This is a genomic window from Pseudovibrio denitrificans JCM 12308 (assembly GCF_001310815.1).
GTDB lineage: Bacteria > Pseudomonadota > Alphaproteobacteria > Rhizobiales > Stappiaceae > Pseudovibrio > Pseudovibrio denitrificans.
The window spans coordinates 61,792-87,859 of sequence record NZ_BAZK01000022.1 but is presented as its reverse complement, the minus strand read 5'-3'; the positions used below and the strand labels follow the sequence as shown (position 1 = coordinate 87,859).

Sequence of the window (26,068 nt, the reverse complement as noted above, 5' to 3'; positions counted from 1 at the left end):
GATCGCTATAAGAAAATGTCCAAGATGGGCGTGCGCAATATCGACGGGTACAACACCCGTGTTGAGCAGGCCATGAAGAAGGGCGAGAGCTTCACCCGTACGGTTCAGACCGGCTTCGATAAAAACACTGGCGAGCAATCTTCGAAGAAGAAGAACTGCCAATGGAGAAAATGCCGTACATCGTCGTGATCGTCGATGAGATGGCTGACCTCATGATGGTGGCTGGTAAGGACATCGAAGGCGCAATCCAGCGTCTGGCACAGATGGCCCGTGCTGCTGGTATCCACCTGATCATGGCAACCCAGCGTCCATCCGTGGACGTGATCACCGGTACCATCAAAGCGAACTTCCCGACCCGTATCTCGTTCCAGGTGACCTCCAAGATCGACAGCCGCACGATCCTCGGCGAAATGGGCGCAGAACAGCTGCTCGGCATGGGTGACATGCTTTACATGGCTGCTGGTGGTAAAACCCAGCGTGTTCACGGCCCATTCGTTTCAGATGATGAAGTGGAGGACATCGTAAAGCACCTGAAGGAACAAGGCACACCAACCTATCTTTCCGACGTAACAGAAGAAACCGAGGAAGCTGGTGGCTACGATGCACTGACACAGGGCTCCGGCAACGCAACCAACGACCTGTTCGATCAGGCGGTGGCCATCGTCGCCAGAGACCGCAAGGCCTCCACCTCGTACATTCAGCGTCGCCTCTCAATCGGCTACAACCGCGCTGCATCTCTCATTGAGCGGATGGAACAGGAAGGCATGATCAGCCCAGCAAACCACGCCGGTAAGCGCGAAATCCTGCTTCCGGACAATGATGAGCAGTTCTAATTGAGAGCATTCTCGAAAAGTTGATCAGCCTTTTCGGAGATCACAAGGCAAATTTATGGAATTTGGGGCATATGCCCCATCTTCGCCTTATGGTAACGATAGCCTCTCAAAATGAGGGTTCACAAACAACCGCCGGCTGAAGATTTAGAGAAGAGTTAATCAACTCGCCTTACGGTTGTTCTACGAGTTTTGACAGCGGAGTTTTATTTATGATTGCATCTCAGGCGATCTCTTTTGGTAGGATTGGCAAAAGCCTCGCAATTGCTGCAGCGCTTTTTATTGGTTCTGTCCCACTGACAGCAGACCACTCCGCCGCTCAAACAACCCAGCAGGCTCAGCCAGTCGCACTCACCAACGTGCAAGCCATTGACGCGGTGAGCAAGTATTTCAACTCCGTACGCAACATGCACGGCAAGTTCGTACAGTTCGGCCCAACCGGTGGCCGCGTTGAAGGCCAGTTCTTCATCAGCCGTCCGGGCAAAGTCCGCTTCTACTACAACAAGCCGTCCACGCTCGACATCATCGCTGACGGCAGCATGGTCTCCGTGAAGGACCGTAAGTTACAGACACAGGACATCTGGCCACTGTCTCAGACCCCGCTGCGCTTCCTGCTGGCTGATAAGATCGACCTGAAAACAGATGCAAACGTCACCAACGTGGTTGTTGAGCCAGACCTCATCACAATCACCATCGACGACAAAACCCGCTTCACTTCTGGCCGCCTGACGCTGATCTTCGATGCGCGCGACTATAAACTGAAGCAGTGGACCGTACGCGATGCACAGGGGTACGACACCTCTGTTGCCATCTACGATGTGGTTGAAAACGGCGCAACGAACCCGGATCTGTTCAAGATCGACTACATCGCAAATTCCCGTCAGCGACGCGGCAACAACTAAAGCGTTGATCCAAATTCTGATGTATGAAGAGGAGTGCTTCGGCGCTCCTTTTTTATTAGCTTGAGTATGTGAATGCAGTTTATCCCGGTTTCACCCGACCAGCCGAACCTTCCTCTGGCTCCCCGCCTGCTTGCAGAGCTGTGCCAGGAAAAGGGCATCAAACTCACTCTCGACAGCGAGTTCTTCTATTTCGGCTATATTGAAACGGAAGACGGCAACCGCTTTCCGATTAAAGGTGGAGCCTTCGCACTCAACAGCTACGCTGCAGGAGAAGCCGCCAAAGACAAAGACTTCTGTGGCCGCCTGCTCCAAGATGCGGACCTGCCAACCCCAGACTTCAAGCTGATCCACTCAGACAAAGCCATCCGCCAGCTGAGCACTGCGAACCCACATGTGGCGCAAAGCCTGAACACGCTCACCAAAGCCCCTGCAATCGCTGAGGCCCTTGGCTATCCGCTCTTCATCAAGCCCAACGAAGGCACGCAAGGTGTTGGAGTTCAGAAGATCTCAGATGAGGCAGAGTTGAACGCACACCTCACAGCCGCCCTACAAACCAATGATCGTATGTTGGTACAGGAAGCTGTCTCAGGCCGCGATTACCGAGTTATCGTGCTGGATGGAACCATTCTGGCGATCATCGAACGCCGCCCTCTCTCCATTACAGGAGATGGCACCCACACCATCGCAGAGCTTCTGTCAGAGAAGATCAAGACGCTCACCACCCGCAGCGGTGGATACAAGGTGGAAAGCGACGATCCGCGCATCCTCAAAGCCATTCAGGAAGCTGGCTATGAACTCACCAGTATTCTGAGCGATGGCGAACTCCTTCAGCTCCTCTCCAATGCCAACCTCTCAACCGGTGGCGAAGCCGTCGACGTCACCAATATCGCTTCACAAAGCTTCAAAGATCTGGCCGTTGAAGCAGCCCGCGTCTGTGGCCTGCGATATGCCGGTGTCGATATCCTCTGCGAAGACCTGAGCATCAATGACGCTCCAGCCACGTGCTTGAACTCAATGCAGGTCCCGGCCTCACCAACTTCTGGCAGGCCTCTCCTGAGCATCATCACCGTGTCCGCGCCATTTATCGGGGTGTACTGGAAGCCATGCTCCAACAATCAGCTTGATTGTAATGTTATACTATTACAATAATATCAGCATACCTCCATCCATCAGGAACCATAAGTATGCTGCTGAGCGAAACGCCGACCAAAGAACAGGCTCGCAAACGCCCAACAAGAGAAGACGCCGAAGCCGCTGTCAGAACGCTGATTGAATGGTCAGGCGATGATCCAGAGCGCGAGGGACTACTTGATACCCCTGCCCGCGTTGCACGCGCCTACGAAGACTTCTTTGCCGGATACGAAACCGATCCCAAGCAACTGCTGACGCAAACCTTCGAGGAAACAGACGGATACGATGATCTCATCGTTCTGCGTAACATGCGTCTGGAATCCCACTGCGAACACCACATTGTGCCGATCATCGGCAAGGCCCACGTTGCCTATCTGCCAGCAGGCCGCGTTGTCGGCATAAGCAAACTCGCACGTGTTGTAGAGGCTTATTCCAAACGTCTGCAAATTCAGGAAACACTCACCGCCCAGATCGGAGACGCTATCTGGGAAGCTCTGCAGCCCCGCGGTGTCGCTGTTATCGTGGAAGCAGCGCACATGTGCATGACCACGAGAGGTATTCGCAAGCCAGGCGTTTCAATGGTCACTCGGTACTTTGAGGGAGACTTCAAAACCAACACCACAATGCGGCAGGAGTTCCTCTCACTGTTGCATGCCCCCTCAGGAAACTTTGGCTAACTAAGAAGAGCCATAACAAAAAGGCCTGCATCTCTGCAGGCCTTGAAACTTATTGGCTTACCAAGCGCCGAGCTTAGTCTCTGGCGTATACTTTTCACCATCAACATGCTTGACCACAGCCTGACCGCAAATGGTGACGCCTCTGGTGGCATCGTAGGTCATGGTTGGAGAACCTTGCAGCTCCCAACCTTTGTTGAGCGCTTCAGTCACGCGGTGACAAAACTTCGCGGAATCCGGTTCGGTGATGAGGCGGTAAAGGCGCATATCCATTCCCTTAGGTTCTTTTAATCTTGGCGGAACCTATCAGTCACACCAGACAGAAGCCAGAGCTTTAAACACGCGCACTGTTCAAAATTACGCGTTCACGTGCCGCTTGATAGCTTCTGCAATCGCAACGGTTTTCCGGCCAATATCCGCATGCAGACGCTCAACCATCTTGCCATCAACCTGCACTGCACCCTTGTCCTGGTTTTCAGGCTGTTCAAACTCGGCAATTATCTTCGTCGCCCACGCAACCTCTTCAGCACTTGGTGCAAACGCGGAGTTACAAGCAGGCAGCTGTTTTGGATGGATCAGCGTCTTACCATCCAACCCCATGTCTGCGCCTTGCTGACATTCTTCCGCAAAGCCCTCAAGATCAGAGAAATTGTTGTAAACACCATCCAGAATGTCAGCCCCACCAACGCGGGCCGTCGCCAGGAATGTCATCAGCCAAGGCATCAACGCCGCACGGCCCGGAAGAATCTTCGCACCACTTTCCTTGCTCAGGTCATTGGTACCGATGATGAACACGTCGAGACGGTTATGCGGATCTTTCGCCGCTTCCGCGATCTCAGAAGCATTCAGGATTGCACCCGGTGTTTCCAGCATGGCCCAGATGCGAACGCTCTCAGCACCCTGCTCCGCCAGATAATCCGCAACCGGCTGAATGTCAGCAAGGCTCTCCACCTTCGGCAACAGCACAGCATCTGGCTTGGCAGCAACTGCTGCTTTCAGATCATCATGACCCCATGGGGTTTTCATGCCATTGATGCGGATAACAAGCTCGCGATGGCCATACCCACCACCGGCCACAGCCTCACACACCTGCACACGCGCCATCTCTTTAGCATCCGGCGCAACAGCATCTTCCAGATCCAACAGAAGCACATCCACATCCAGCCCTTTGGCCTTCTCCAATGCTCGTGCATTTGAACCCGGCATGTAAAGCGCACTACGGCGCGGTCTGATGGTGTGAGCTTGCTCTGAGCTAGACATGGCACTTCCTGTTGCGTTGCAAAATCAAAGCAGAGTTTAGAACCAGCAATCCGCCTTAACTACTCACCATTCGGGCTAATTGCGAGTTTTGAACCGCCAAACACTAGGCCTTTGGCTGCAATTCGCCTTATGCTGCCCAGCAACATCAGCTTTTGCGGCAACGCAGAGATGCAGACTCGACCAGTACTCTCCCAATGAGCCAGCCACTGGAAAGAAGCATCCCACAAATTTCGCGGTCCTATAAGACTTTCGCACCTTGATTTTAAGGGATTTTTGGGGTCACTCTATAACGCAAAATCAAACGAAGGAACGGGAAGAGGTATAATGGCTGACCTTTCTTACAGAGCCTTAACACCCGCTGATGCGCCAGACTTGGCCCCTCTCATCGCAGAGAATGCACAAGCTTTGAAGCGCGGAGCTCCACGTCGTCCTGACGAAGTCTTCGCAGAGCGTCTGATCGAAGACAAGTCAATCGAGATCATCGGTGCATTTGAAGAGGACACGCTGGTCGGATTTGCCGCTTTCTTCGATATTCCAGACCTGATCTCCGGCCTGCGCATTGGCCAGCTGGATGATATCTACGTGATGCCAGACCACCGCCACAAAGGCATTGGCCGCACACTGGTAGAGCAAATCTCCAAGATCGGTAAAGAGCGTGACTGGCTTCACGTCCGGTGGCTCGTGCCAAACAAGAACAAGGTCGACAACAGCCTCTTTGAAAATCTGGCAGAACCAGACGACAAAGACAGCTTCATTGTCCCGATTGATCGTCTGGCACTTGCTTAAACCAAAAGCGGCTCTTACGAGCCGCTTTCTTTTATGATCAGCTGAGGCACTGGCCCCAGATCAAAGAAGGCGATACGGGCCCGCCCGTTTTCAATCGTCACTGGGATCTTGAGCGTCGGAACACCATTCACTGCACTGCCCTGCCCAATACTCATTGCAGTCTTCTGCAGTGATTCAAGCGTCTTGGAACCCTGTGGGAACAGTGGGCGCAACACATCTTCCAACTGATGAATGCCGGTAATCACCAAAGGCAGAGTGCCGTTCAGACGGCCCTGACGGTCAATCACCAGATCACCACCTGTTTTGACGGAAAACTCTCCGCTTTTCAGATGCAGATTGGAAACGTTGACCTTTAGCTCTTCATCAACCATCAAATCAGCAATATTGCGAACTTTGCCGTCCAGAAGCTTGGAACCCTCCGGCAACTGCATCACAAGGCTGATATCAAGCGGCACCTCGTCAGACACCTGACCCGCTGTCAGACCAGTCACCAGTAGTGATAGGTCCAGCGCATCTTCATTGCCTTCCACGCGGCGCATATGTGCTTCAGTCAGTTCCGCATCGAACTCAACGGACTGATCACCAATGGTGTAAGTCAGCTTTGGCTCTTTAAAGACAGCATCCAGTTTCGAAGGTTTGCTGTCTTTTGCAATCACGCTTGCCTGTGCCGTTTTCCAATGCGCGGAGTAAGCCGGACCAGCCTGACCAAAGGTTGCCTCTGCCGGGCCAGTAGCTTCAAAGATCACATGAGTTGGATTGTAGGCCAACGCAACACCGCGTAACTCATTGATAAAGTACCACTCTCCGTTCTTGTCCATACGGAACGGAGTACAGGTCAACTCAAAGCGGAACGGGTAGCCACCCAGCTGCTGGTTGCCACACTCAAGGCTTCCACCATCTGCTTCAGCAACCTTCACACCATTGCGAATAACGTCCGAAACAATACCGCGTCCAACTGCCCAATAGGCGGACCAGCCGCCAATAATCAAGGCGACTAGGATCGCCAAAACGAAATACGCCGACTTTCTTGGAGGCCGGGATACTTTTGGTTCAGTCATCTACTCTCCGTTACCCTCACACGTCGCTGTGAGTTGCATGCTGATTACGAGCCTGATAGGCGTGTCACTCAAAGAATTCTACGAGAAAATAGTTATGCGAGATTTATGGATATTTGGCTACGGCTCACTAATTTGGCGTCCTGGCTTTACTTATGAGCAAGCTGTCCCAGCAATCTTGCATGGTGTCCATAGATCTCTTTGTGTGTATTCTTGGGTTCATCGCGGGACTCAAGACAACCCTGGACTGGTATTTGGGCTGGATAAAGGCGGTGCCTGCATCGGCATGGCATTTCGGGTCGCGCCGGAAAACTGGCATCACACACTGGAATACCTCCGTGAACGCGAACAGCAGACCATGGTGTATCTGGAAACCCACCGCCGCATCCGCTTGCTGGATGAAGACGGCACCAAAGTCCGCGCCGTGACATTCGTCGCCGACCAGAAACACGAGCAATATGCAGGTGCGTTACCGCTAGAAGACCAATTGCAGATTGTAAAGGGGGCTGTGGGGCAGTCTGGCGCAAATCCGGAGTATGTACTCAACACTCACGCGCATATGAAGGAAATGGGTATTAAAGACCAGAACGTCGAATGGCTGGCACGGCAGCTTTCTTTATAAAGCGCAGATCGGACTATTCGTCTTCCGGCTTGATATAAGAAAAGATCCCCGTACGCAGATCATTATGAGCGCGATCCCTCTCCGCGCTGTCTTCTGCCAAAAGATGTACGTATGCATCCTGCGAAGGTTTCAGCGCTGGCATCGGGGTCTTGTCATTCGACATACCCTGGTGGCCAAGCCAAAGAACCGCTTCGCTCTTCTTGTCTGTGATCAGAACCAGGTTCTCTGCGTAGTCAGCAACCTCTTCCGGAGAGATCCGGGTAAAGAGGTAACGATGGCCAGAGGCGCCAGACCAGTACTTGAACTGACTGCCCGCTCCTAACTCTTCTGACACCCGTGGAGACGTTCCACTCGGCAAGTGATCATCAAACAACGAGTACTGCAACGCACTCTCCTGATTTCTCCTGCTACTTCCCATAGTACTTTATAGAACAAACTGCGAACATATTACAAGTTGAGCCAGAGCATTGTCAAAAAAGAAGCCGCCTTTAAGGCAAAGGCGGCCTTCTTCCTTTGAAACATCTGATTTCCACGCAAAATCTTTATTTTTTCTTATATTCTGCCTGTCGTGCACGAGCTTCTTTGATGATGATGTTATCTGGCGTCGCTTTTTCAGCCTCATCCAGCAAACGATCCGAAGCACCTTCGATGCGTTCCTGCAAAGTTTTGAAGAACTCATCAGGCTGCAAACCCGGCTGGATCGGCTCAAGGAACTCACCTGTGATCGTACCCGGAAAACGGAAGAACCGGCGGCGCGGCCAATACACACCAGAGTTAAGCGCAACTGGAACAACCGGACAGTTCAGCGTCTTGTAAAGGTGCACAATGCCATACTTGTACTGCGGCTCAGCCCCTGCAGGGCGGCGCGTACCTTCTGGATAGATGACGATGTTCCGGCCTTCAGCAATCGCCTCAGCAGCCTTCTTGGACATTTCTGAAAGCGCTTTGCCTTTCTTGCCACGATCAACTGGGATCTGGCGGAACTTCATCAGGTACCAACCGAAGAACGGAACATAGCGCAGTTCCTTCTTCAGAATATAAGTCGGCTGACGGTAATACTCTGCAAGCGCAAAAGTTTCCCAGGCAGATTGGTGCTTGGAAACAATGATACAGCCGGTGTCAGGGATGTTCTCTAGTCCCTTCACTTCAGACTTTACCCCTGCAACCCAACGCAGCAAGAACTTTTCTGTGCGCGCCCAGAACGGAATAAGCCACCAGCAATACCGAACAGGAAGCACAAACAGGAACATACATGCCAGCATGATGATCAAGGTGCTGATGTAAAACAGCACGTTGAAGAGAATAGAACGCAGGACGATCATAATACCTTCACAACCATATCCGCATGGCCCCCGCCAAAGCGAATTCAGAGTTTACTTTACGAAGTTAAGAGGAGTGTTTTACCGGAAAGACAGTATCCAGCTCAACTCGCAGCCGAACGAGGATATACTTCACATATTCGCGCAGGAGAAGCTTTGTTATTGAAGAACTTTCGTACCAATGCTCTAAATCCAGCTCTTTATGGTAGACAGGACTTGGATAGAGGTCGGCTTCTGGCAGGCGAACCTGCAATTCTGCCAATGCTCTAGGCATGTGATAGGCGCTGGTTACCACCAGCAGCGAGTTGAACTGATTTTTTCTGACCCAGCTCGCCGTCTCCTCAGCATTTCCGATCGTGTTGAGCGCTTTCCGGTCCAGATCAACGCAGCAATCAAACAGCCACATACGCTTGGAGTTAAGCCGAGCAATCTGCTTCGCACTCGTCGACGGATGCACACCAGAGATCAAAAGCCGCTTCGCGCTACCTGTCTCCAGAAGATCCAGACTCTGCGAAATCCGGTCACGACCACCCGTCAAAACAACAATGCCATCCGCGTGCTTCGGCACAACGGCCTGAACAGCGGGCTGCAATACTTCCACAAACCACAGGAAGCCCGCAGCAAACGCAACGGAGCAAATCAGAAACAACAGAAAGAAGAAACGGACTGCGCGCCGCACAAACGACTTTCTGCCAGAACGCTTCCCAGCGCTGGCTGATACCGGTTCTTGCTCACCGGGTGCTTTAAAATTGGCCGCAGTATCGCGCGTATTCAAAGAATGCTCCATGATGTGGCTACATGCTTATAGCCACAAACCTGAACGAATAATTTCCTGACTACATATCAGAACTGGCGAAAATGGGAAGAAAACGGCGCTTAATCCATATTTGCCAAATGTCTGTGGACAGCGAGACGGGATGTGAGCGCAGTCAACACCGCCACCAGAGCCACAACGGCAACAACACCAAGATAACCAATCGTGCCCACCTGAGCCGACCCAAACAGCGCCTGCACCTGGTTTCCGCTCACTGAGGTTACATCAGAACTTCCAAAGAACCCGATGATCAGGAAGCTGACAGCCGCAATCGTGCCACCAATGATTCCGCCCTTAAGACCAAGCCACAGGAAGTGCCGCTGAAATTCAGAAGCAATAAAGCTGACCTCTGCCCCAACAAAGTGGAGAACCTCAACCACATCCTTATTGCCAGACATCGCTGCCTGCGTCGCAAAAATAACAGAGAGCACCATAGAAAACAGCACGAGCACCAGAATACCAAAGCCCACCAAAACCGCGGTATTCGCCATAGCAGACAGCTGACGGTTCCAGACGCGGTGGTCATCAACCGATGCAGCCCGGATATCCTGCTCAATCTGGGCCTTCATCTCAGCAAGGTCCAACAGTTCAGGATCATTGATCTCTACCAGAACCAACCGGGGAACCGGTAGTTCCTCAAGCTCCAACCCAGCCCCCAGCCACGGCTGAAGCAATCCTTTGGTCTCCTCATCAGAGAGAGCACGCGCTTCTCCAACACCCGGAAACTCTCGGACCAGCGCCAGCGTGCGATCAATCTCCTGCAGCATATTCACGCCATCAGCAGGACGGATCTGCACTGTCACTTCACGCACCAAATCATTGGTCCAGTCATTGGCTGCATCATTGACGATCGCCACAAAACCAACCGTCAAACACGCCAAAAAGCTCATGATCGCCACAACGAGCATAAGCGCCTGACCAGAAATCGCCTGCGGTGGAACAATCGGAGCTGGCTTTTCTCGGGAACGAAACTTCAGCGGAGAAGGCTTGGCGGGAGCAGCCTTTTTAACCGGACGCCCACCCTTGCCCTTGCCTTTCGGCGGCCCTTTGCGAGGCGGTCCGGGTCTTTTCTGACCAGCTGGCGCTCTCTTGGGGCCTGACATAGGCGGCTCTCGTCTTTGCTGAGTATCAGTCATGAACAGCCAACCGCCCGTCGTTGAGAATAAGATGCCGAGCTTCCACCTGCTCCAGCAAGTGGAAATCGTGGGTCGCGATCACCACGGAGGTACCAAGCCGGTTCAGCTCAATGAATAAACGCAGCAAACGACGCGCCAGTGGCGGATCCACGTTACCCGTCGCTCATCCGCCAACAGAACTTCAGGCCGCGTAATCAACGCCCGCGCGATCGCAGCACGCTGCTTTTCACCACCAGAAAGCACCGGCGGCAGCACATGCATACGGTCACCCAGCCCTACCCACTTCAGCAGATCAATCACATCAGGACGATATTCCGCCTCAGATTTCCCAGCAACGCGATGCGGCAGAGCCACGTTTTCGTAGGTGGTCAGATGGTCCAGCAAGCGGAAATCCTGAAACACCACACCAATCCGCCGACGCATCGAAGGCAGCTCAGACTTGGTGATTTTGGTGGTGTCCTTGCCAAAAACGGAGATCAGACCGCGTGTTGGGCGCATGGAGAGAAACAGCAGACGCAGCAAACTGGTTTTACCAGCACCTGAAGGACCGGTGAGAAACTGAAAAGATTGCGGCTCAATGGAAAAGGTCAGATCCCGAAGCACTTCAGGGCCCATTCCATACCGAAGTCCCACATTCTCAAAGCGTATCACCGAAAATTCCCCTAGCAGACGTGAGGTTCCGCCTTATCAGAACAATGAGGCCAAACTCGTGCAAATCACTCTAAAAAATAATTTTCTCGCGTTCAATTTTAGAGTGAGATTACCCATGCAAATTTATGCGAGCCTGTTCCTTTGGATATCCCTTGAATAAATTAACACTTCATTAAGCATATAAATGCCCTGATAGGTTCAAGAGAATTAGTTTAGGCACTCAATCTGACTCCATGCCCCTGTATTTAGGCTAGTCAAAGCCTGCCCTTTTGAGTACTTGTGAGTATATTGCATATCTGGTGGCTCTGAGACGTATTCCCTGCCTGCTCTGCTGAGAGAATACGCTAGAAAATGAAGGATTTAAGCGGTTTAGCCAATCCATATTAATGGCAAATCGCTTTGGACCACGCTCGATGAAAATTATCTGCCCTCAATGTAATACTGCCTATGAGATCCCCGCTGACAAGGTTGGAGACACTGGCCGCAAAGTTAAATGCGCCAGCTGCAACCACATCTGGCATGTCTCACGCGAGGAAGAAACAGCAGACGACTGGGCCGAAGCCCTGGGTGCACAGAGCGAAGTACACAACAATTCAACACCCGATGACGACCGCAAAGAACCCTCCTTTTCCGAAGGTTTTGATGAAACCGATTGGGCCGGTATCGGAGAGAAAGCGGAGCGTCACGAAGCATTCTCCGAAGAAGATCTTGCCGTAAAACCCAAAGAAGACTCTTCAGATTCAAATGGTTCTAAGGATGAGGACACCAGCGAAAAGTCCGCAGCCGGTGCCAACAATTCTTATGAAGCTTCTGAAGATCCAGCAGGTTCTGACGAGGACAAAGCAGAAGACAATAAGAAATCTGAGGGCAAATCCCAAAAGCCCAACGGAAGATCTAGAAAAAAAACTAAGTCATCCCGCAAATCAGGTGTTATAAGCGCGAAAGGCCTGCTGGGAGCGAGCCTTCTTGCTGCTTCACTCGCACTCTGTTTTGCAGCGGTGCAATACCGTGAATCTGTAGTAAGAACCTTCCCCGATTTGGCTGGTCTTTACCAGTTGGCTGGTATGACCGTAAATCTGCGTGGTCTTGTATTTAAGGATCTGAGAACCTTCCGTGAGGTTGAGGACGGCTCTGTCGTGCTTGTTGTGGAAGGCTCTGTAGAGAATATTACAAGAAGCGAGACGTACATTCCGGCGATCAAGCTGGCCTTACGCTCTCAGGATACGCAAGAGATACACTCCTGGATTGTTGAGCCAAGAGAAGATTGGCTTGCACCAGGTGATAAAACACGGTTCAGAGCTCGGTTGAATAATCCGCCAGAGCGAGCCGCCGACATTCAATTGCGCTTTGTTGAGCGCCAAAAGAAAAGAGCGAGCATTAGATGACCGGTAACCCGGAAATCCGCGTGCTGTTTGATGAAGAAGCTATTGCTGGTCGCGTAAAAGCGATCGCAGAAGCTATCGCACAGGACAACCCTCACAACCTCCTCCTCGTAGCAGTCTTGAAAGGGAGCTTCATTTTTGCAGCTGACCTTGCTCGTGCTTTGCACAGAGTAGGTTCCGTTCCGGAAATGGAATTTTTACACCTTTCAAGTTATGGAAGTGGGACGGTGTCGTCAGGAGAGATCAAAGTCCTCCGCGATATCCAAAGCGATGTAACCGGACGCGACGTCATTTTGATTGATGACATTCTCGAATCTGGTCGCACACTCAAGTTTGCACGCGACATGATCGCCGATCGTGGAGCCAAGTCTGTCCGGATAGCTGCATTCCTGGACAAGCCTGGTCACAGAAAAGCCGATATCCAATCGGATTACACGGGCTTCGATTGCCCGGACAAATTCGTTGTCGGCTATGGCATGGACATGGGGCATGCATGGAGACAGTTGCCATTCATCGGCTACGTGCCGCAGGAAGGTGACGAGTAAACGAGGGGGGCTATAATGGCTCACATACTTCTGACGGAAGACGATGATGCGGTCCGCGCCTTTGTAAAACGTGCATTGGAGCTGGACGGGCACAAAGTGACCGCCGTGGAAGATGGCGCCGAAGCCGCTCTTGTGCTGCTGCAACAGCAGGGCAAGTTTGACCTTTTGCTCTCCGACATCAGAATGCCGGAGATGGATGGGATCGAACTTGCTATGCAAAGCAGCGCTCGCTATCCGGGCCTGCCAATCCTTTTGATGACCGGTTACGCAGACCAGCGTGAACGCTCAGAAGAAGTCGGCAAGTGCGTAAAGGACGTTCTGACCAAACCATTTTCACTGGTAGAAGTCAGAAAAGCCGTCACCACAGCTTTGGCAGGTGAGGAAGAAAGCTCTCCGCAATCCGCTTTTGCATAACGCTGAAAAGCGTCATCCGATTTTCGGATAAAGAGCCCAATAAAGTTTCTGAAACGCGATCCCTCCCCCGAGCGATCGCGTTTTGTGTATCAGAGCTCAGCCGCCCTGCACTTTCCGCACTTCGCGCAGCAACACCTTCTTCGGTGTAAACGGTACTAAATGCAGCGCGAGCCTCTGCCCAAACGACATACCGGAAATCACAGTGAGCTTGCCTGCCATCATGGCTGATAGCCATCCAGCGCCACAGACCGGGCCGAAGCAGCATTATCAAACAGACGGGTCTTATCCATGCCTGATCGCGCTGCAAACTCAGTGTCTGTTGCACCCGGTAAAAGCGCAGTCACCGTAACCCTGGTGTCATGCAGCTCCTCAGCAATGGCGTTGCTGAAACTGGTCACAAACGCCTTTGACGCGTAGTACACCGCCTTCATCGGCCCCGGCAGCAAAGACGCCGTAGAAGACACATTCAGAATACGCCCGGAATTCCGCGCCACCATCTGCGGCAGGAACAGATGGGTAAGCGCTGTAAGGGACACCACATTCACCTGCATCATGTCCCGCTCGTCCTGCCAGTCACGCTCATGAAACTTGCCGCGACCACCAAAACCGGCGTTGTTGATCAGATACTCAACCTCCCAACCACTTGCTTCCACGGCCTCAAAGATCATCCGTGGCGCCTTCTCATCGACCAGATCAGCCTCAATCACCTGAGCCTGAACACCCCACGCAGTTTCCAGTTCATCTTTCAGTTGGCGCAGCACTTCCCCTCGGCGCGCTACCAGAATGACATCTCCACCTTTTTCCGCATGAAGACGCGCCAGCTCTCGGCCGATCCCACTGGAAGCCCCGGTTATCAAAGCAACTTTGCCCATGGTTTTGCTCCTGCTTTCTGGAGTGCCACCACGATCAACCCGCAGCCTGGGCTTTGCAAGCCACTCCAAATCTACTAAGTAAACACTTGGTTACAAACTCGCCAAATATAAGTCAACAAGTGTTTACATATCAAAATGACAGCCAAAGAAACCAAAGCAGCCGAAAAGTCCCGTGATGCCGAGGCCACACGCGCGGCTATTTTGTCCGCAGCACAAAAGCACTTTGCGGCTTCAGGCTTTGACGGTGTGGGCGTGCGGGATATTGCACGAGATGCAGGCGTCAACGCAGCACTGATCAACCGCTACTTCGGCTCAAAGGAACAGCTGTTTTTCAAGGCAACCCAGTCAGAAGACCATTTATTGAGACTAACAGAAGGCGACAGAGAAACCTTCGGCCAGCGCATTGCAGAACGCCTTGCCACCCGCCCTCTCAAAGACGATCAGCTGGACTCCACTCTTGTTATGATCCGCTCTGTCAGCAGCAATGTGGTTGGCCCGGAGCTCTGCCGCCGCGCCAACGAAGAGTATGTCGGCAAACTCGCTGAGTGGCTTGGTGGAGAAAACGCGGACCAACGCGCCGCCCTCATCTTCTCAGAGATCCTCGGTTTCGACATGATGCGCCGCATGATTGGCACCACAGCCCTCAACGACGAAAAACAAACCGAAACAATCGCCTATCTGGCCAAATCCATCCAATCCTACGTTGACGGCTAAAGCACAGGCCAAACGAAAAGCTCCGGGATCAGAAAGCTGTACAAATCTACAGTTTCCTGATCTTCTATCTGCATACTTTATCTCTGATTTTGAGCGAGCTTTTCCATGGAACATGCATCAGCAGATTGTGCAGAACCTCCAATGCTGTCCGAGGCTTTGAAAGAACTGGATGACCCGGCAGCACCAATATCACATGCCTTAAAGCACTACGCGGCAAGCCGGATTTATCAGGCTATTGAAAGCTGCTTTGCGCATTGGGAAAACATCCCGGACCTGTGCAACGCTGATCTCTATTTTGATTACCTCAACGCCTTGGAAGAAGCGCAGGACCGTCGAGATTTCCTGCTGGCAACCCAAGGCTATCTGGCCCGCTTACAAAACGCTCACACCCTCTTCATTGATCATACACTTCAAAAGAACGCCAGCTTTGGCTTCTGGGCCCGCCCTCTGCCCGCTTCAGCAGCAGTACCTCACAATCAGGTCTGGACAGTTTGCAGCTCCACACGACCAGATTTGCACCACGGAGAGGTGATCAAAGAGGTCAACGCACTCCCTGCAGATGAGTTCTTCTCGCACTACACAAAGTTCGTCAGCGCTTCAAAACCAGAAGCGGCCACCTATAATCTCTTGAGAGGTTACAGCTTTCTCTTTCCAGACCAGCTTGACCTCACCCTCGCAGATGGCAGAAAGCTGCTAATCTCCCGCAAAGGAGCAACAAATCCGTCCCTGCACCAGAACAAGGCTGAGCTCGACACCACAGGCCAACATCCACGCCTGATCGTCGGCAGCTTCGCAAAGCCGGAGTTTGAAGAGCAGGCCTTCACCCTCCTCAGTCAACTCGACAACCGCTCCCCTCTGATCCTTGACCTGCGCGGTAATGGCGGTGGGGATACACCTATGAGGCTGATGAAGAAACTTTGCCTTGAGTCCATCCCGATTTGGCAGGAGCGCACACCTCAGTTCACAGCACTGGAAAAAGCACAACAAGGCTTGGCCGCATTCCAAAACGGCAAACTCTCCGCACACCACAAACAACCCAACGCCCAAACCACGACCATGCAGCAGCTCACAAACGGTGAAACCATCCCGGTAGATCCCGAGCCCTTCCGGGGACAACTGATTGTTTTGATTGATGTTGGCAGCTGCTCAGCAACTGAGGATCTGCTGATCCCTCTCAAACATTCCGGCCGCGCAACAATCATCGGTGAGGCGTCCGCAGGCTCAACCGGCCAGCCCTACTTCGAAGCCCCCTTGCCGCACACTCAGCTGATGGTCTCCACCAAACGAACAGCCTTTCCGGATGGCACCCAGTTCGAAGGCATCGGCATCCAGCCAGACCACCCGGTCATGCCCACCACAGAAGATATCCAGCAAGGCAAAGACCCAGCACTGGCGCTTGCACAACAGCTCTTGGCTAAAACCGTCCACACCTAACTCAAATCCGTTGGCCGCTTCTCATAAAATTCGAGTGTATGCAGGCTCATGTCGGCGTATTCGAAGAGCATCTCGCGGGAGAAGCCACGGCGCACGAGCACGTAGAGCCCTTCAATGATCATCACATAGAAGATCAGCAGCTTTTCGATATCATCGGGGTCTTTCAGCTCGCTTTTCAGATCAACGAACTTCAGCCGGAAGTGCTTCACGCCTTCCTGATAATACATCGCGAACTTGGCCAGCAGCTCCTCGTCAAACAAGGTCATGTTGTCCAGCACGCAGAACTTATCAGCATGCCTGCTCTCACGATGGTTTATGCAGATATCGATGAACTCATAAAGCACCGCCTCAACAGCAGCGCGTAGGTTGGAATGCAGGGAGATCGTGCTCTTCAGCTCAGCAAACACGCTGTTGAGCCACCACATCAGCATCGCCGCACAGAAGTCATGCTTGGTGGTGAAATGCTCCTCCACATAAGCCCGATGTGGCCCGCACGCCTGATAGAAGTCCTCCATGGAGCACGCTTCCAGCCCCTTGAGCACAAACACCCGGATGCAGTCGTCCATCACGTCTTCGATGATGTGCGCCAGAACTTCAGGTTTGCATGGGTCTGTGCTCATGGAGCGAAGTATAGGAACTAAAGCAGGCACCACAATGAAGGAGCCGCCAAATGGCAAAGAAAACCAGAAGGACCAGCATCGAGGTCAATCCAGTTTTCTAAGCATTCATTAAAGCATCCCGAAGCCGCCAATCAGTAGCGCTTCATCAGACGTTCCAGATACTCCAGCTCAAGCTGTGGGCGGTCAGGATCAGAAAGTCGACGACGCAGTTCTTCCAGAATACGCCGCGCCCGCTGAACCTCAATCTCATCAGGCACTTTCACCTGACTGCCAAACTCAGGCCCTTCCACACGGCGCATACGCCCCAGCGGGTCTTCGTTGAGCGGAGAATTGGTTGCCTGCCCTCTTCCACCAGATTGTCCGGCAAGCTGCTCTGCGAGCTGCTGAGCGCCTTTACGCAGGGATTCCAGGGCCTGGCTCTGCTCAGAGACAGCCTCTTCAGCCTGTTGAGCCCCCAGCGCCTTTCCAGCATCCTCCATGGAGTTGCCTGCGCTATCCAGATCCTTGCTCGGCTTGGCGCCACTATTGGCCATCTTATCGAGCAGTTTCTGCAGATCATCAGAAAGGTTGCGCTGCTGCTGCTGCAAGTCACGGAAGGCTTGCTGCGCCTCCTCATTGGTCATCTCACCACCCTGACCACGCTTGTTCTGCTGCTCATTGCGCTGACCGGGCCGACGCTGCTGGCTATCCGGATCAAACCGGTGCGTCTCGTCCATCAGATTGCGCTGCTTCTGGATCATCTCGCCGAGATCTTCCAAAGCCTGCAACATCTCCTGCTGCTGTTGGCTTGGGGCCTGTTGTTGCTGCTGCGCGTTCTGCATGTTCTCCAGCATCTGCTGCATTTGCGCCAACAGTTCACGAGCAGCTTCCAAAGAGCCGGTTTTTGCCAGCTCTTCCATGCGGCGGAGCATGTCATCCAGATCGCGAGGCGTAATTTGCTGGGAGTTCTCATCCATCGGCATCTGGCCAAGCTGCTGCGGGTTCTCGCGCATCTGTTGAGCCATTGATTTCAGATAATCATCCAGTGCCTTGCGCAAATCACTCATCAGCTCAGCAATTTCCTGCTCCGAAGCACCCTGCTCCAAAGCCCGCCGCAAGGCTTCCTGCGCCTCACGCAAAGCCCGCTCAGCAGCAGATAAGCCACCATCCTCAATGGTCAGCGCCACATTCCAAAGCACGTCCAGCATGTCCGTCAGCTGCTCATCCGTCTTGGCGGCAACCAACTCGGCATAGGCAAAGCGCAGCGGCAGATAAGAGCCTGCATCATCGATGAAACGCTCCGGCGCAATCATCAGCATGTCCAGCGCATCCACCACCTGAGGGTAGCTCTCAACATTCATCGCCAGATTACGGCGTTGCTCCACTACAGCACGGGCCAGTGGTTTGTTGAACCGACGCTCCGGCAGCTTGATGTAAACCGGCTGCGAGCGGCCTTCCTGTTCGGCCTCATCCCGGGCAACCAACACAAGCGCCACTTCAGATCCGGCCCACGGATGCGCAGTCAGATCCTGAAAGGTCTGTCCAACCGCCATTTTGGAGTCCTTTGGCGGCAGGCTCAGATTGAACCGCGGCGCCTCCACCAGAGAGCGGCCTTGTTCTTCATCATCTCCGCGCTGAACCTTCTCCATGATCGCTTCGGCAGAGACCACGCGATAATCATCCTGCACCAAATAGGTCAGCTTCAAACTGCCGGAAAGCTGCTCTTCGGGATCATCAAACAACCGAATGCGCGGTGGCAAGTCCGGGCGAATGGCGATCTTCCAGGAGTAAGTTGGCGAGTCATCCTGCAAAATCTGCAGACGTCCGCTGGAGTTCAAAGGAAAGCGCCATTCCGTCGTTGTCAGCTCTTCAGAACCTTCACCAGCACCGGATTGCACCCGTTCCGGTTCCAAAACTTCATGACCACGAGAGGAGAAATAGATAACCGAGAAATCGCCCGTTCCCTGCGCCCGAACCAACACCTCACTGCCACTGGCAATGGAGAGTGCATCCCGGGAATCCCTCAGCTGATTGGCATCCCCGCTCAGGAACACAGGCGCTTCACCCGTATAAGCCGGTGGTGTCACCCACGCATCGATACGCGCAGGCAGAACGCTACCCACACCCTGAGACTGGAACGGCGCCAACAGGCTGGACCAACGGTTCGCATCCGAAACAGAATAGCCAACCACCAGCAACATAACGGCAAAAACCCGCAGGGCGTAAGGATCTTTGGTAAAGCCGCGCGGGTTAACACCTCCAACGCGCAGGTTCTTCAGCCGCTCACGCAACCGCTTCTGGTGGGCAGACCAAAGCGCCAGCGCTTCCTCATCATCCATCCCGGTTGCCTGCTCATCTTTGTAAGAGAGCAAAGGCCGATGTGGCAGATCACTGGCAAGCTCAACCTTACGCAGTCCCTCCGCCTCACTGGGCAGCCTGAGACGTAAAAGCGGATAGCAACTCCAGATGAAAACAGCGAGAAACAGGATGGAAACAAAAGCAGAGCCATAAAATCCAAGCAACTGCCACAGCCCTAGAAAGCTGACAGCCACATACAGACAGGCAACAATGAGCGGCATCTGAATGGAAGGCCAGAACCGCTCCCAGAACAAATAAAGCCGCGCTTTAAAAGCCAGCCTTTTCAATCGATAGGGTAATCTTTGAGAAAACAGGGACTGCCACAGGCCGGATGCCACAGAGCTATCGCCATAGTGCTTCTTATGCTCTCGCAATTCACTTGCTGAAGCTATGGCATTCTTTAGGTTTTTATTGCCGCCATTCTCATTCTGATGGGTCACATAGGCCTCGCTAACCGCCGCCTGCTTTTTCTTTTGAGCATACGGCGATTAACGTAGATCAGCAATCTGGCAAACCTAAGGGGCTTTCAAACAGAGTTAAGCCTTTTCAACCCAGTTCGGCACAACGTCTTGATTTAGTAACTCATCGTAGCTTGGACGCTGACGGATGATCGCAAACTTGTCGCCATCAACCAAAACTTCAGGCACCAAAAGACGGGTGTTGTATGTGCCGGATTGCGTCGCACCATAAGCACCGCAGGAATAAACCGCCAGAAGATCACCTTCCTCAAACTTCGGCAATTCCCGGTCACGAGCAATGTAGTCACCGGTTTCACAAACTGGCCCAACAACATCTGCCAGCATCTGCTCACCATTCTGGCGTTCTTCACTCACCGCACCAATGTCATGGTGTGCTTCATAAAGAGTTGGGCGGATCAGATCGTTCATCGCAGCATCCACGATGACGAAGTTCTTCGCTTCACCTTCTTTACGGTAGATCGTTTCGGTAACGAGAATACCAGCGTTTCCTGCGATCAAACGGCCAGGCTCGGTAATCAGCGTAACGCCAAGACGCTCAATGTGTTTACGAACGATCTTTGCGTATTCCGTTGGCAGCGGCGCCTCAATTCCGCCTCCATAAGGAATGCCAAGACCACCACCCACATCAAGGTGCTCGATCTCAATGCCATCTTCCTTCAGCATGCCAATCAGCACACCAAGGCGTTCCAAAGCATCATCAAACGGACCCAGCTCAGTGATCTGAGAACCGATATGCATGTCCATACCGGTCACTTTCAAGCCCGGCAACTGCGCAGCTTCATTGTAAACAGCGCGTGCACGGTCCCAGGCAATGCCAAACTTGTTCGCAGCCAGACCGGTAGAGATCTTGGCGTGGGTCTTTGCATCCACATCCGGATTGATGCGCAGAGAAATCGGTGCAACCTTGCCCATCTCAGAAGCAACTTCGGAAAGACGCTTCAGCTCAGGCTCGGATTCCACGTTGAAACACAGGATTCCTGCATCCAGAGCAAACCGCATTTCCTGACGGGTCTTACCAACGCCAGAGAACACAATCTTGTTGGCTGGAATACCTGCCTTCAGTGCACGACGCAGTTCCCCTTCAGAAACAACGTCCGCACCAGCACCCAGCTTAGCCAACACCGTCAGAATGGCGATATTGGAGTTCGCCTTCATTGCATAACAGGTCAGATGATCTATTCCATCAAACGCACCGTCAAAAACCTTGAAGTGACGCTCAAAGGTTGCGCGGGAATAGCAGTAAAATGGGGTTCCAACTTCCGCTGCAATTTCAGTCAGCGCAACGTCTTCAGCGTGGAGCACGCCATCCTTGAACTCAAAGTAATGCAATGTAGGTCCTCTGCGCTGGCTCTGCCCAAACGGGCTTAGCGAACCAGTCTAAAAATTGAAGTCTGGATCATCTTCGTCCGCACCGATCAGCGGATCAAGAAACAGACTTTCGTCCTTCTCATCCGGAATCTGCGGCGCAGGAGCATCATTCAGGGGTGGCGGTGCACCATCTGCAGTCGCCCGAGCTTGGCTTGGCGTTTCCAAACTGCCTTTACGCCCACAAGCGGAAACACTCAGACCGAGTGCAACAATTGTGAGGCCAATCAAAAGCTTGGAACTACGGCTTTTTGTAATGTCTTTCATGCCTTGCGAGCTCATGTTTTCTCTGCTCCAATCTGGATGATCTTACCAAACCAGAAATTCGACCTAATGACTGACTCGGACAAACCCGAGCCCACTCTAAGTTTTATTTCTGCACCGTAACAACGGTGACTGCAAGATCATCCATGGAACAGACTTACTTTTCCGTCTTCTGCTCACGCTCAAGCTGCTTCAGCCAACGGCGGGATTGCTTGCGCACATTCACCGGGCTGGTGCCGCCATAAGAGACACGGCTACGAACAGATTTATCAACGGAAAGAACGCTGTAGACATCGTCTGTGATCTTCGGCTCAACGCTCTGCATCTCTTCCAATGTCAGGCGATGCAGGTCCACGCCCTTATCGACAGCCATCTTAACAAGTGCACCAGTCACATGGTGAGCGTCACGGAATGGCATGCCAACCACACGCACACACCAGTCTGCCAGATCAGTCGCGGTGGAGTAGCCAGAACCCGCCGCTTTCTTCAGCGTTTTCACATTCGGCTCAAGGTCACGCATCATGCCGGTCATGGCTGCAAGCGCCAGAGACAGGTTTGGCAGAGCGTCAAACGCCTGCTCTTTATCTTCCTGCATGTCCTTGGAGTAGGTCAGCGGCAAACCCTTCATCATCACGAGAAGAGAATTCAGCGCGCCATAAATACGACCAGTTTTCGCGCGGATCAGCTCAGCAGCATCCGGGTTCTTCTTCTGTGGCATGATGGAAGAGCCGGTCGAGAACTTGTCGGAAAGCTTGATGAAACCGAACTGAGCAGAACACCAGATCACGATTTCTTCTGCCAGACGGGACAGGTGCATCGCACAGATGGAAGCATCCGCCAGCGCTTCAATCGCAAAGTCACGATCGGAAACACCATCCAAAGAGTTTGCTGTTGGGCGGTCAAAACCCAGAGAAGCCGCAGTCATCTCACGATCGATCGGGAAAGACGTACCAGCCAACGCCGCACAGCCCAGCGGACTCTCATTCATACGCGCCCGCGCATCTTGCAGGCGGGAGCGGTCACGAGCAAACATTTCAACATAAGCCATCAGATGGTGGCCAAATGTCACCGGCTGCGCAGACTGCAGGTGTGTAAAGCCCGGCATCACAACGGCAGCGTGCTCTTCAGCCTTTTCAGCGAGCGCCTGCATCAGGTCTGTCACCTGTGCCTCAAGATCGTCCAAAGAGTCGCGTACCCAAAGACGGAAATCTGTGGCAACTTGGTCGTTACGTGAACGAGCTGTATGAAGACGGCCAGCGGTCGGGCCAATCAGTTCTGCCAGACGCGCTTCGATATTCATGTGAATGTCTTCAAGCGCACGGGAGAAGGTAAAAGTGCCTTCCTCGATCTCTGACAGAATTGTGTCTAGACCCTGAGCTATCTTTTCGGCATCTTCTGCGCTAACGATGCCCTGTGCAGCCAACATGCTAACATGAGCCTTGGATCCGGCTATGTCTTGTCGGTAGAGCTTACGATCAAAATCGATGGAAGCATTGATCTCTTCCATGATTGCATCTGGCCCTTCCGCAAAACGGCCCCCCCACATGCGGTTGCTCATGTCTAGCCTCATTATGATTTGGGTTTAATATGAAGAAACTGACAGTTACCGGAAAGTTCGGCCTCGGAAAAGGGCTTATTGCAGCATTAGCTGGATTTGTCGTCGTAGGCGGAGCTGTATGGGCGCTTAATCAGCAAAAAAGTGAGGATCCACAAGCCCTCGCCTGCTCTTCTTCAATGAATACCGCAAAAAATCTCAAGGGTTTGACCACAGGCGAAGTCGCCGCTTTTCTGCCTGCTGAGAAGCCTCTGAATCTGTCTGAGCTGAAATTCAACGATGCAGACGGCAACCTCATCACCATGGCGGATCTGAAGGGCACCAAACTGCTCAACCTCTGGGCCACATGGTGCGCGCCGTGCCGTAAAGAAATGCCTCATCTGGACAAACTGCAGCGAGAAGCCGGCAACGAAGAGTTCAACGTCATCGCTGTGAACATGGACCGCGGCGAGAACAATCCGAAACCGCTGAAGTTCCTGAATGATATCGGCGTGAAGGATCTGGCTTACTTCTCAGACCACACTATGAAGACCTTTAACGACCTGCGCACCAAAGGCAAAGCTCCTGGCCTGCCAAGCACAATCATGATCGGTGAAGATGGCTGCGAAATCGGCACCATGTTCGGCCCTGCCGACTGGGCAGCCCCAGAAGCCTTCACCCTCGTCAACGCCGCACTGGCCGGACAAAAAGAACACAAAACCGCTCAGGCAAATTAAGAGCTGAAGAGCCTGCCTCAAATTCTCTGGAGCAGGCTCTATCGCATATCGCCAAAAGGCAGACATCGCTTTTCGGTTAGAGATACTAACTCACGTTCGTCGTATCAGTCGCGCAGACCCGCAACCGATGCCCATCAGGATCGGTTGCCACAAACGTGTAGCCAAAATCCAGATCAGTGGGCTCCAGAACGATCGGAATACCTTTCTCTTTCCAGAGACTGTAAACCTGATCCACCTCTTCCCGGCTCACATCACTCAGCGAAAGCTCAAACCCTCCAAAGGATGGTTGAGGTTTCGGATCAATTCCTTGTGCAGATTGCAGCCCGAGAGTGACATCCTCCCCCAAAGAGAACAGAGAAAACTCCTGAAACCTCTCAATCGGGCCACTTTGCAGAACGTCCGTATAAAACTCGGTGCTTTTCTCAACGTCGTCGACATAGAGAATAACGCTATTGGGCTTAAACATGCTCACACCCCGTTATCTTGAAAATCAAAGAAACAAACAGATTGCTGCAATCTCAGAATAGCCTTTGCACCGAGCAATATCTTTGATCTTACCCCTTACCCGGCACCGGACGATCTCTCATCCGCATCAGGCCTTCCTGGACGGCAGAAGCCAGCACGCACTTGTGAATGCGTGGATCATCCAGAATATCAACCTAAGATTCTCGCATTATAAATTGCAACTTTAACGATATTTAGCTAAATGTGTCTCGTTTGTGTACTTTGCAATTTAGAGAGTGGAACATGCGCTACGCGGGTAATGTTATTTGGTTTATTTTTGGGGGCTGGCTGCTAGCTCTTATGTGGCTTCTATATGGTGTTTTATTTGCAATCACGATTATCGGTTTGCCATACACAAAAGCAGCTATTGAAATGGCTAAGCTGTCTGCATGGCCTTTCGGCAAAGAAGTGGTTCACATCCGCGATCTGGACAACAAAGAAGCAACGACAACAACTGTGTTGTCTGGTGCATTTGGCCTGATCTTCAATATCCTTTGGTTCCCATTTGGCCTTTCACTGTCTCTTGCTTATCTGATCGCTGGTCTTTTGAATTGCATTACGCTTATTGGTATCCCATTCGGTATCCAAGCATTCAAACTTGCGGGTATCTCACTTTGGCCTGTAGGACGTCGTGTTGTGACCACTGAGCTTGCTGAGTTGGTTCGCCAAGACAAAGCTAAAGCAACGCTTGAGAGCTACAGAGCATAATTTTGCTTCGATAAAGAGGAGACAAGAAGCTCCTCTTTATCGCTTTCTACCTACCCCTTACCCGGCACCGGACGATCCCTCATCCGCATCAGGCCTTCCTGAACGGCAGACGCCACCAGCACACCATCTCGCGTATAAAGGCTGCCACGGCTGAAACCACGGCCACCAGCTGAGCGTGGGCTATCCTGCGTGTAAAGCAGCCACTCATCAAAGCGGAAGTCGCTGTGGAACCACATGGCGTGATCCAAACTCGCCACCTGAAGATTTGGCACAAACACGTTGATGCCATGCGGGAACAGCGCCGTATCCAACAGTGTCATATCCGAAGCATACGCCAGCACGCACTGATGAATGCGTGGATCATCCGGCAGCTTGGAGGCCGCACGAACCCAAACATGCTGCACCGGCTCCTGCTTCTTGCGAGAGAAATACTGCCCCAGATCCAAAGGACGCAGCTCAATCGGGCGCTCCCGCTTCCAGTACTTCTGCACCGGCTCCGGCGCCTTTGAGATCAGCTCATCGGAGATTTCAGAGATCGGCATCAGGTCTTCCGGCATTGGCACATCCGGCATCTCAATCTGATGCTCCATACCCGTCTCAACGCGCTGGAAGGAAGCGGACATGGAGAAGATCGCATGGCCATGCTGGATCGCCACAACGCGCCGCGTTGTAAAGCTGCCACCATCGCGAATACGGTCCACCTCATAAATGATCGGCACCTTCGGATCACCCGGACGCAGAAAATACCCGTGCAGCGAGTTTGCCTGCCGCTCTGCGCCAACCGTACGGGAGGCTGCAACGAGGGCCTGACCAATCACCTGTCCACCAAAAACACGCTGCCAGCCGCTTTGTGGACTTGTCCCGCGAAACAGATTTTCCTCTAATTTCTCCAGATCCAAAAGGTCCAGTAGATTTTCAACAGCCTTCGTCATTGCAGACAAACCTATTTTTGTAGTGATTTCGATTGCATGTGAGTAGT

Annotated in this window: 30 protein-coding genes and 1 pseudogene; 14 read left to right on the top strand and 17 right to left on the bottom strand. The window is 52.7% G+C overall.

Annotated features, from left to right (window positions below; all coding sequences use genetic code 11):
• The 5 genes from JCM12308_RS33120 to folE form a co-directional block, all read left to right on the top strand.
• A partial coding sequence (locus JCM12308_RS33120) for a hypothetical protein (protein ID WP_373282405.1) occupies nt 1-189 on the top strand: 189 nt, incomplete at its 5' end.
• Nucleotides 162-833, top strand: coding sequence for a DNA translocase FtsK (locus tag JCM12308_RS22540; RefSeq protein WP_373282404.1), 672 nt, complete (start codon nt 162-164; stop codon nt 831-833). The genes JCM12308_RS33120 and JCM12308_RS22540, both read left to right, overlap by 28 nt.
• A gap of 209 nt (nt 834-1,042) precedes the next feature.
• Entirely contained in the window at nt 1,043-1,732 is a 690-nt protein-coding gene (locus JCM12308_RS22535) for an outer-membrane lipoprotein carrier protein LolA (RefSeq protein WP_054785151.1), read from the top strand.
• A gap of 72 nt (nt 1,733-1,804) precedes the next feature.
• The gene (locus JCM12308_RS22530) at nt 1,805-2,881 is read left to right on the top strand and encodes an ATP-binding protein (RefSeq protein ID WP_208978869.1); all 1,077 of its coding nucleotides are present in this window, start codon (nt 1,805-1,807) and stop codon (nt 2,879-2,881) included.
• Between the two features lie 35 nt (nt 2,882-2,916).
• Entirely contained in the window at nt 2,917-3,540 is a 624-nt protein-coding gene (gene folE, locus JCM12308_RS22525) for a GTP cyclohydrolase I FolE (protein ID WP_054785150.1), read from the top strand.
• A 57-nt stretch (nt 3,541-3,597) separates the two neighbouring features.
• Here folE and JCM12308_RS22520 read toward each other — a convergent pair whose 3' ends face one another.
• A complete protein-coding gene (locus JCM12308_RS22520; protein WP_008550451.1) occupies nt 3,598-3,804 on the bottom strand; it encodes a DUF1737 domain-containing protein in 207 nt (68 codons plus the stop codon).
• 90 nt (nt 3,805-3,894) lie between these two features.
• Nucleotides 3,895-4,797, bottom strand: a complete 903-nt coding sequence (locus tag JCM12308_RS22515) for an HpcH/HpaI aldolase/citrate lyase family protein (protein WP_054785149.1) — start codon at nt 4,795-4,797, stop codon at nt 3,895-3,897.
• A gap of 324 nt (nt 4,798-5,121) precedes the next feature.
• Between JCM12308_RS22515 and JCM12308_RS22510 the strand changes: the two genes are divergently transcribed.
• Entirely contained in the window at nt 5,122-5,583 is a 462-nt protein-coding gene (locus JCM12308_RS22510) for a GNAT family N-acetyltransferase (protein ID WP_008550746.1), read from the top strand.
• A gap of 14 nt (nt 5,584-5,597) precedes the next feature.
• Here JCM12308_RS22510 and JCM12308_RS22505 read toward each other — a convergent pair whose 3' ends face one another.
• Nucleotides 5,598-6,641: a DUF2125 domain-containing protein gene (locus JCM12308_RS22505; RefSeq protein ID WP_054785148.1), complete on the bottom strand. Its 1,044-nt coding sequence runs from the start codon at nt 6,639-6,641 to the stop codon at nt 5,598-5,600.
• Between the two features lie 37 nt (nt 6,642-6,678).
• Between JCM12308_RS22505 and JCM12308_RS27970 the strand changes: the two genes are divergently transcribed.
• Nucleotides 6,679-7,260: a gamma-glutamylcyclotransferase gene (locus tag JCM12308_RS27970; RefSeq protein WP_306303373.1), complete on the top strand. Its 582-nt coding sequence runs from the start codon at nt 6,679-6,681 to the stop codon at nt 7,258-7,260.
• Nucleotides 7,261-7,273: 13 nt separating this feature from the next.
• Here JCM12308_RS27970 and JCM12308_RS22495 read toward each other — a convergent pair whose 3' ends face one another.
• The 5 genes and pseudogenes from JCM12308_RS22495 to ftsE all read right to left on the bottom strand — a co-directional run bounded on the left by JCM12308_RS22495 (nt 7,274) and on the right by ftsE (nt 11,180).
• Nucleotides 7,274-7,645: a hypothetical protein gene (locus JCM12308_RS22495; RefSeq protein ID WP_208608887.1), complete on the bottom strand. Its 372-nt coding sequence runs from the start codon at nt 7,643-7,645 to the stop codon at nt 7,274-7,276.
• Nucleotides 7,646-7,802: 157 nt separating this feature from the next.
• Nucleotides 7,803-8,582, bottom strand: coding sequence for a lysophospholipid acyltransferase family protein (locus tag JCM12308_RS22490; protein ID WP_008550395.1), 780 nt, complete (start codon nt 8,580-8,582; stop codon nt 7,803-7,805).
• Between the two features lie 64 nt (nt 8,583-8,646).
• Nucleotides 8,647-9,354, bottom strand: a complete 708-nt coding sequence (locus JCM12308_RS22485; RefSeq protein WP_208608888.1) for a YdcF family protein — start codon at nt 9,352-9,354, stop codon at nt 8,647-8,649.
• Nucleotides 9,355-9,455: 101 nt separating this feature from the next.
• Complete coding sequence (locus tag JCM12308_RS22480) at nt 9,456-10,496, bottom strand: cell division protein FtsX (RefSeq protein ID WP_037037258.1); 1,041 nt, start codon at nt 10,494-10,496, stop codon at nt 9,456-9,458.
• A gap of 25 nt (nt 10,497-10,521) precedes the next feature.
• Nucleotides 10,522-11,180, bottom strand: a pseudogene (ftsE, locus tag JCM12308_RS22475) (cell division ATP-binding protein FtsE).
• Nucleotides 11,181-11,593: 413 nt separating this feature from the next.
• Here ftsE and JCM12308_RS22470 point away from each other — a divergent pair.
• Genes JCM12308_RS22470 through JCM12308_RS22460 form a run of 3 tightly spaced genes read left to right on the top strand, consistent with a single transcriptional unit; the run spans nt 11,594 to nt 13,521 of the window.
• Nucleotides 11,594-12,565 carry a zinc-ribbon domain-containing protein gene (locus JCM12308_RS22470; protein ID WP_164845348.1) on the top strand — a complete coding sequence of 324 codons (972 nt, stop codon included), beginning with the start codon at nt 11,594-11,596 and terminating at the stop codon, nt 12,563-12,565.
• On the top strand, nt 12,562-13,107 hold the full coding sequence (hpt, locus tag JCM12308_RS22465; protein ID WP_008550534.1) for a hypoxanthine phosphoribosyltransferase: 546 nt from the start codon (nt 12,562-12,564) through the stop codon (nt 13,105-13,107). The genes JCM12308_RS22470 and hpt overlap by 4 nt, the downstream gene beginning before the upstream one ends.
• Before the next feature lie 15 nt (nt 13,108-13,122).
• Entirely contained in the window at nt 13,123-13,521 is a 399-nt protein-coding gene (locus JCM12308_RS22460) for a response regulator (RefSeq protein WP_008550372.1), read from the top strand.
• Between the two features lie 96 nt (nt 13,522-13,617).
• Here JCM12308_RS22460 and JCM12308_RS32555 read toward each other — a convergent pair whose 3' ends face one another.
• Both JCM12308_RS32555 and JCM12308_RS22455 read right to left on the bottom strand, forming a co-directional pair.
• Nucleotides 13,618-13,743, bottom strand: a complete 126-nt coding sequence (locus JCM12308_RS32555) for a hypothetical protein (RefSeq protein ID WP_280138415.1) — start codon at nt 13,741-13,743, stop codon at nt 13,618-13,620.
• Nucleotides 13,740-14,393 (bottom strand): SDR family NAD(P)-dependent oxidoreductase, encoded by a 654-nt coding sequence (locus JCM12308_RS22455; protein WP_208978868.1) that lies wholly within the window; start codon nt 14,391-14,393, stop codon nt 13,740-13,742. Before JCM12308_RS22455 ends, JCM12308_RS32555 begins: the two co-directional genes overlap by 4 nt.
• A gap of 135 nt (nt 14,394-14,528) precedes the next feature.
• Between JCM12308_RS22455 and JCM12308_RS32550 the strand changes: the two genes are divergently transcribed.
• Complete coding sequence (locus tag JCM12308_RS32550) at nt 14,529-15,107, top strand: TetR/AcrR family transcriptional regulator (protein WP_054785146.1); 579 nt, start codon at nt 14,529-14,531, stop codon at nt 15,105-15,107.
• Between the two features lie 105 nt (nt 15,108-15,212).
• Nucleotides 15,213-16,541: a S41 family peptidase gene (locus JCM12308_RS22445; protein WP_054785145.1), complete on the top strand. Its 1,329-nt coding sequence runs from the start codon at nt 15,213-15,215 to the stop codon at nt 16,539-16,541.
• On the opposite strand, the gene JCM12308_RS22440 is transcribed toward JCM12308_RS22445, so the two are convergent.
• The 5 genes from JCM12308_RS22440 to argH all read right to left on the bottom strand — a co-directional run bounded on the left by JCM12308_RS22440 (nt 16,538) and on the right by argH (nt 23,164).
• On the bottom strand, nt 16,538-17,161 hold the full coding sequence (locus JCM12308_RS22440; RefSeq protein WP_054785144.1) for a TetR/AcrR family transcriptional regulator: 624 nt from the start codon (nt 17,159-17,161) through the stop codon (nt 16,538-16,540). The two genes, JCM12308_RS22445 and JCM12308_RS22440, sit on opposite strands and share 4 nt — an antisense overlap.
• A 131-nt stretch (nt 17,162-17,292) precedes the next feature.
• Nucleotides 17,293-19,938: a TIGR02302 family protein gene (locus JCM12308_RS22435; protein ID WP_054785143.1), complete on the bottom strand. Its 2,646-nt coding sequence runs from the start codon at nt 19,936-19,938 to the stop codon at nt 17,293-17,295.
• Between the two features lie 96 nt (nt 19,939-20,034).
• Nucleotides 20,035-21,306, bottom strand: coding sequence for a diaminopimelate decarboxylase (lysA, locus tag JCM12308_RS22430; RefSeq protein WP_054785142.1), 1,272 nt, complete (start codon nt 21,304-21,306; stop codon nt 20,035-20,037).
• A 48-nt stretch (nt 21,307-21,354) separates the two neighbouring features.
• Nucleotides 21,355-21,624, bottom strand: coding sequence for an LPS translocon maturation chaperone LptM (gene lptM / locus JCM12308_RS22425; protein ID WP_008550189.1), 270 nt, complete (start codon nt 21,622-21,624; stop codon nt 21,355-21,357).
• A gap of 139 nt (nt 21,625-21,763) precedes the next feature.
• Entirely contained in the window at nt 21,764-23,164 is a 1,401-nt protein-coding gene (argH, locus tag JCM12308_RS22420) for an argininosuccinate lyase (protein ID WP_014283209.1), read from the bottom strand.
• 29 nt (nt 23,165-23,193) lie between these two features.
• On the opposite strand from argH, the gene tlpA reads away from it, so the two are divergent.
• The gene (gene tlpA, locus JCM12308_RS22415) at nt 23,194-23,877 is read left to right on the top strand and encodes a thiol:disulfide interchange protein TlpA (protein WP_008550307.1); all 684 of its coding nucleotides are present in this window, start codon (nt 23,194-23,196) and stop codon (nt 23,875-23,877) included.
• An 85-nt stretch (nt 23,878-23,962) separates the two neighbouring features.
• On the opposite strand, the gene JCM12308_RS22410 is transcribed toward tlpA, so the two are convergent.
• A complete protein-coding gene (locus JCM12308_RS22410; protein WP_054785141.1) occupies nt 23,963-24,343 on the bottom strand; it encodes a VOC family protein in 381 nt (126 codons plus the stop codon).
• Between the two features lie 281 nt (nt 24,344-24,624).
• Here JCM12308_RS22410 and JCM12308_RS22405 point away from each other — a divergent pair, with 281 nt between their 5' ends.
• Entirely contained in the window at nt 24,625-25,089 is a 465-nt protein-coding gene (locus JCM12308_RS22405) for a YccF domain-containing protein (protein ID WP_054785140.1), read from the top strand.
• Nucleotides 25,090-25,139: 50 nt separating this feature from the next.
• On the opposite strand, the gene tesB is transcribed toward JCM12308_RS22405, so the two are convergent.
• Nucleotides 25,140-26,021 (bottom strand): acyl-CoA thioesterase II, encoded by an 882-nt coding sequence (gene tesB / locus JCM12308_RS22400; protein WP_008550619.1) that lies wholly within the window; start codon nt 26,019-26,021, stop codon nt 25,140-25,142.
• Between the last annotated feature and the right edge of the window lie 47 nt (nt 26,022-26,068).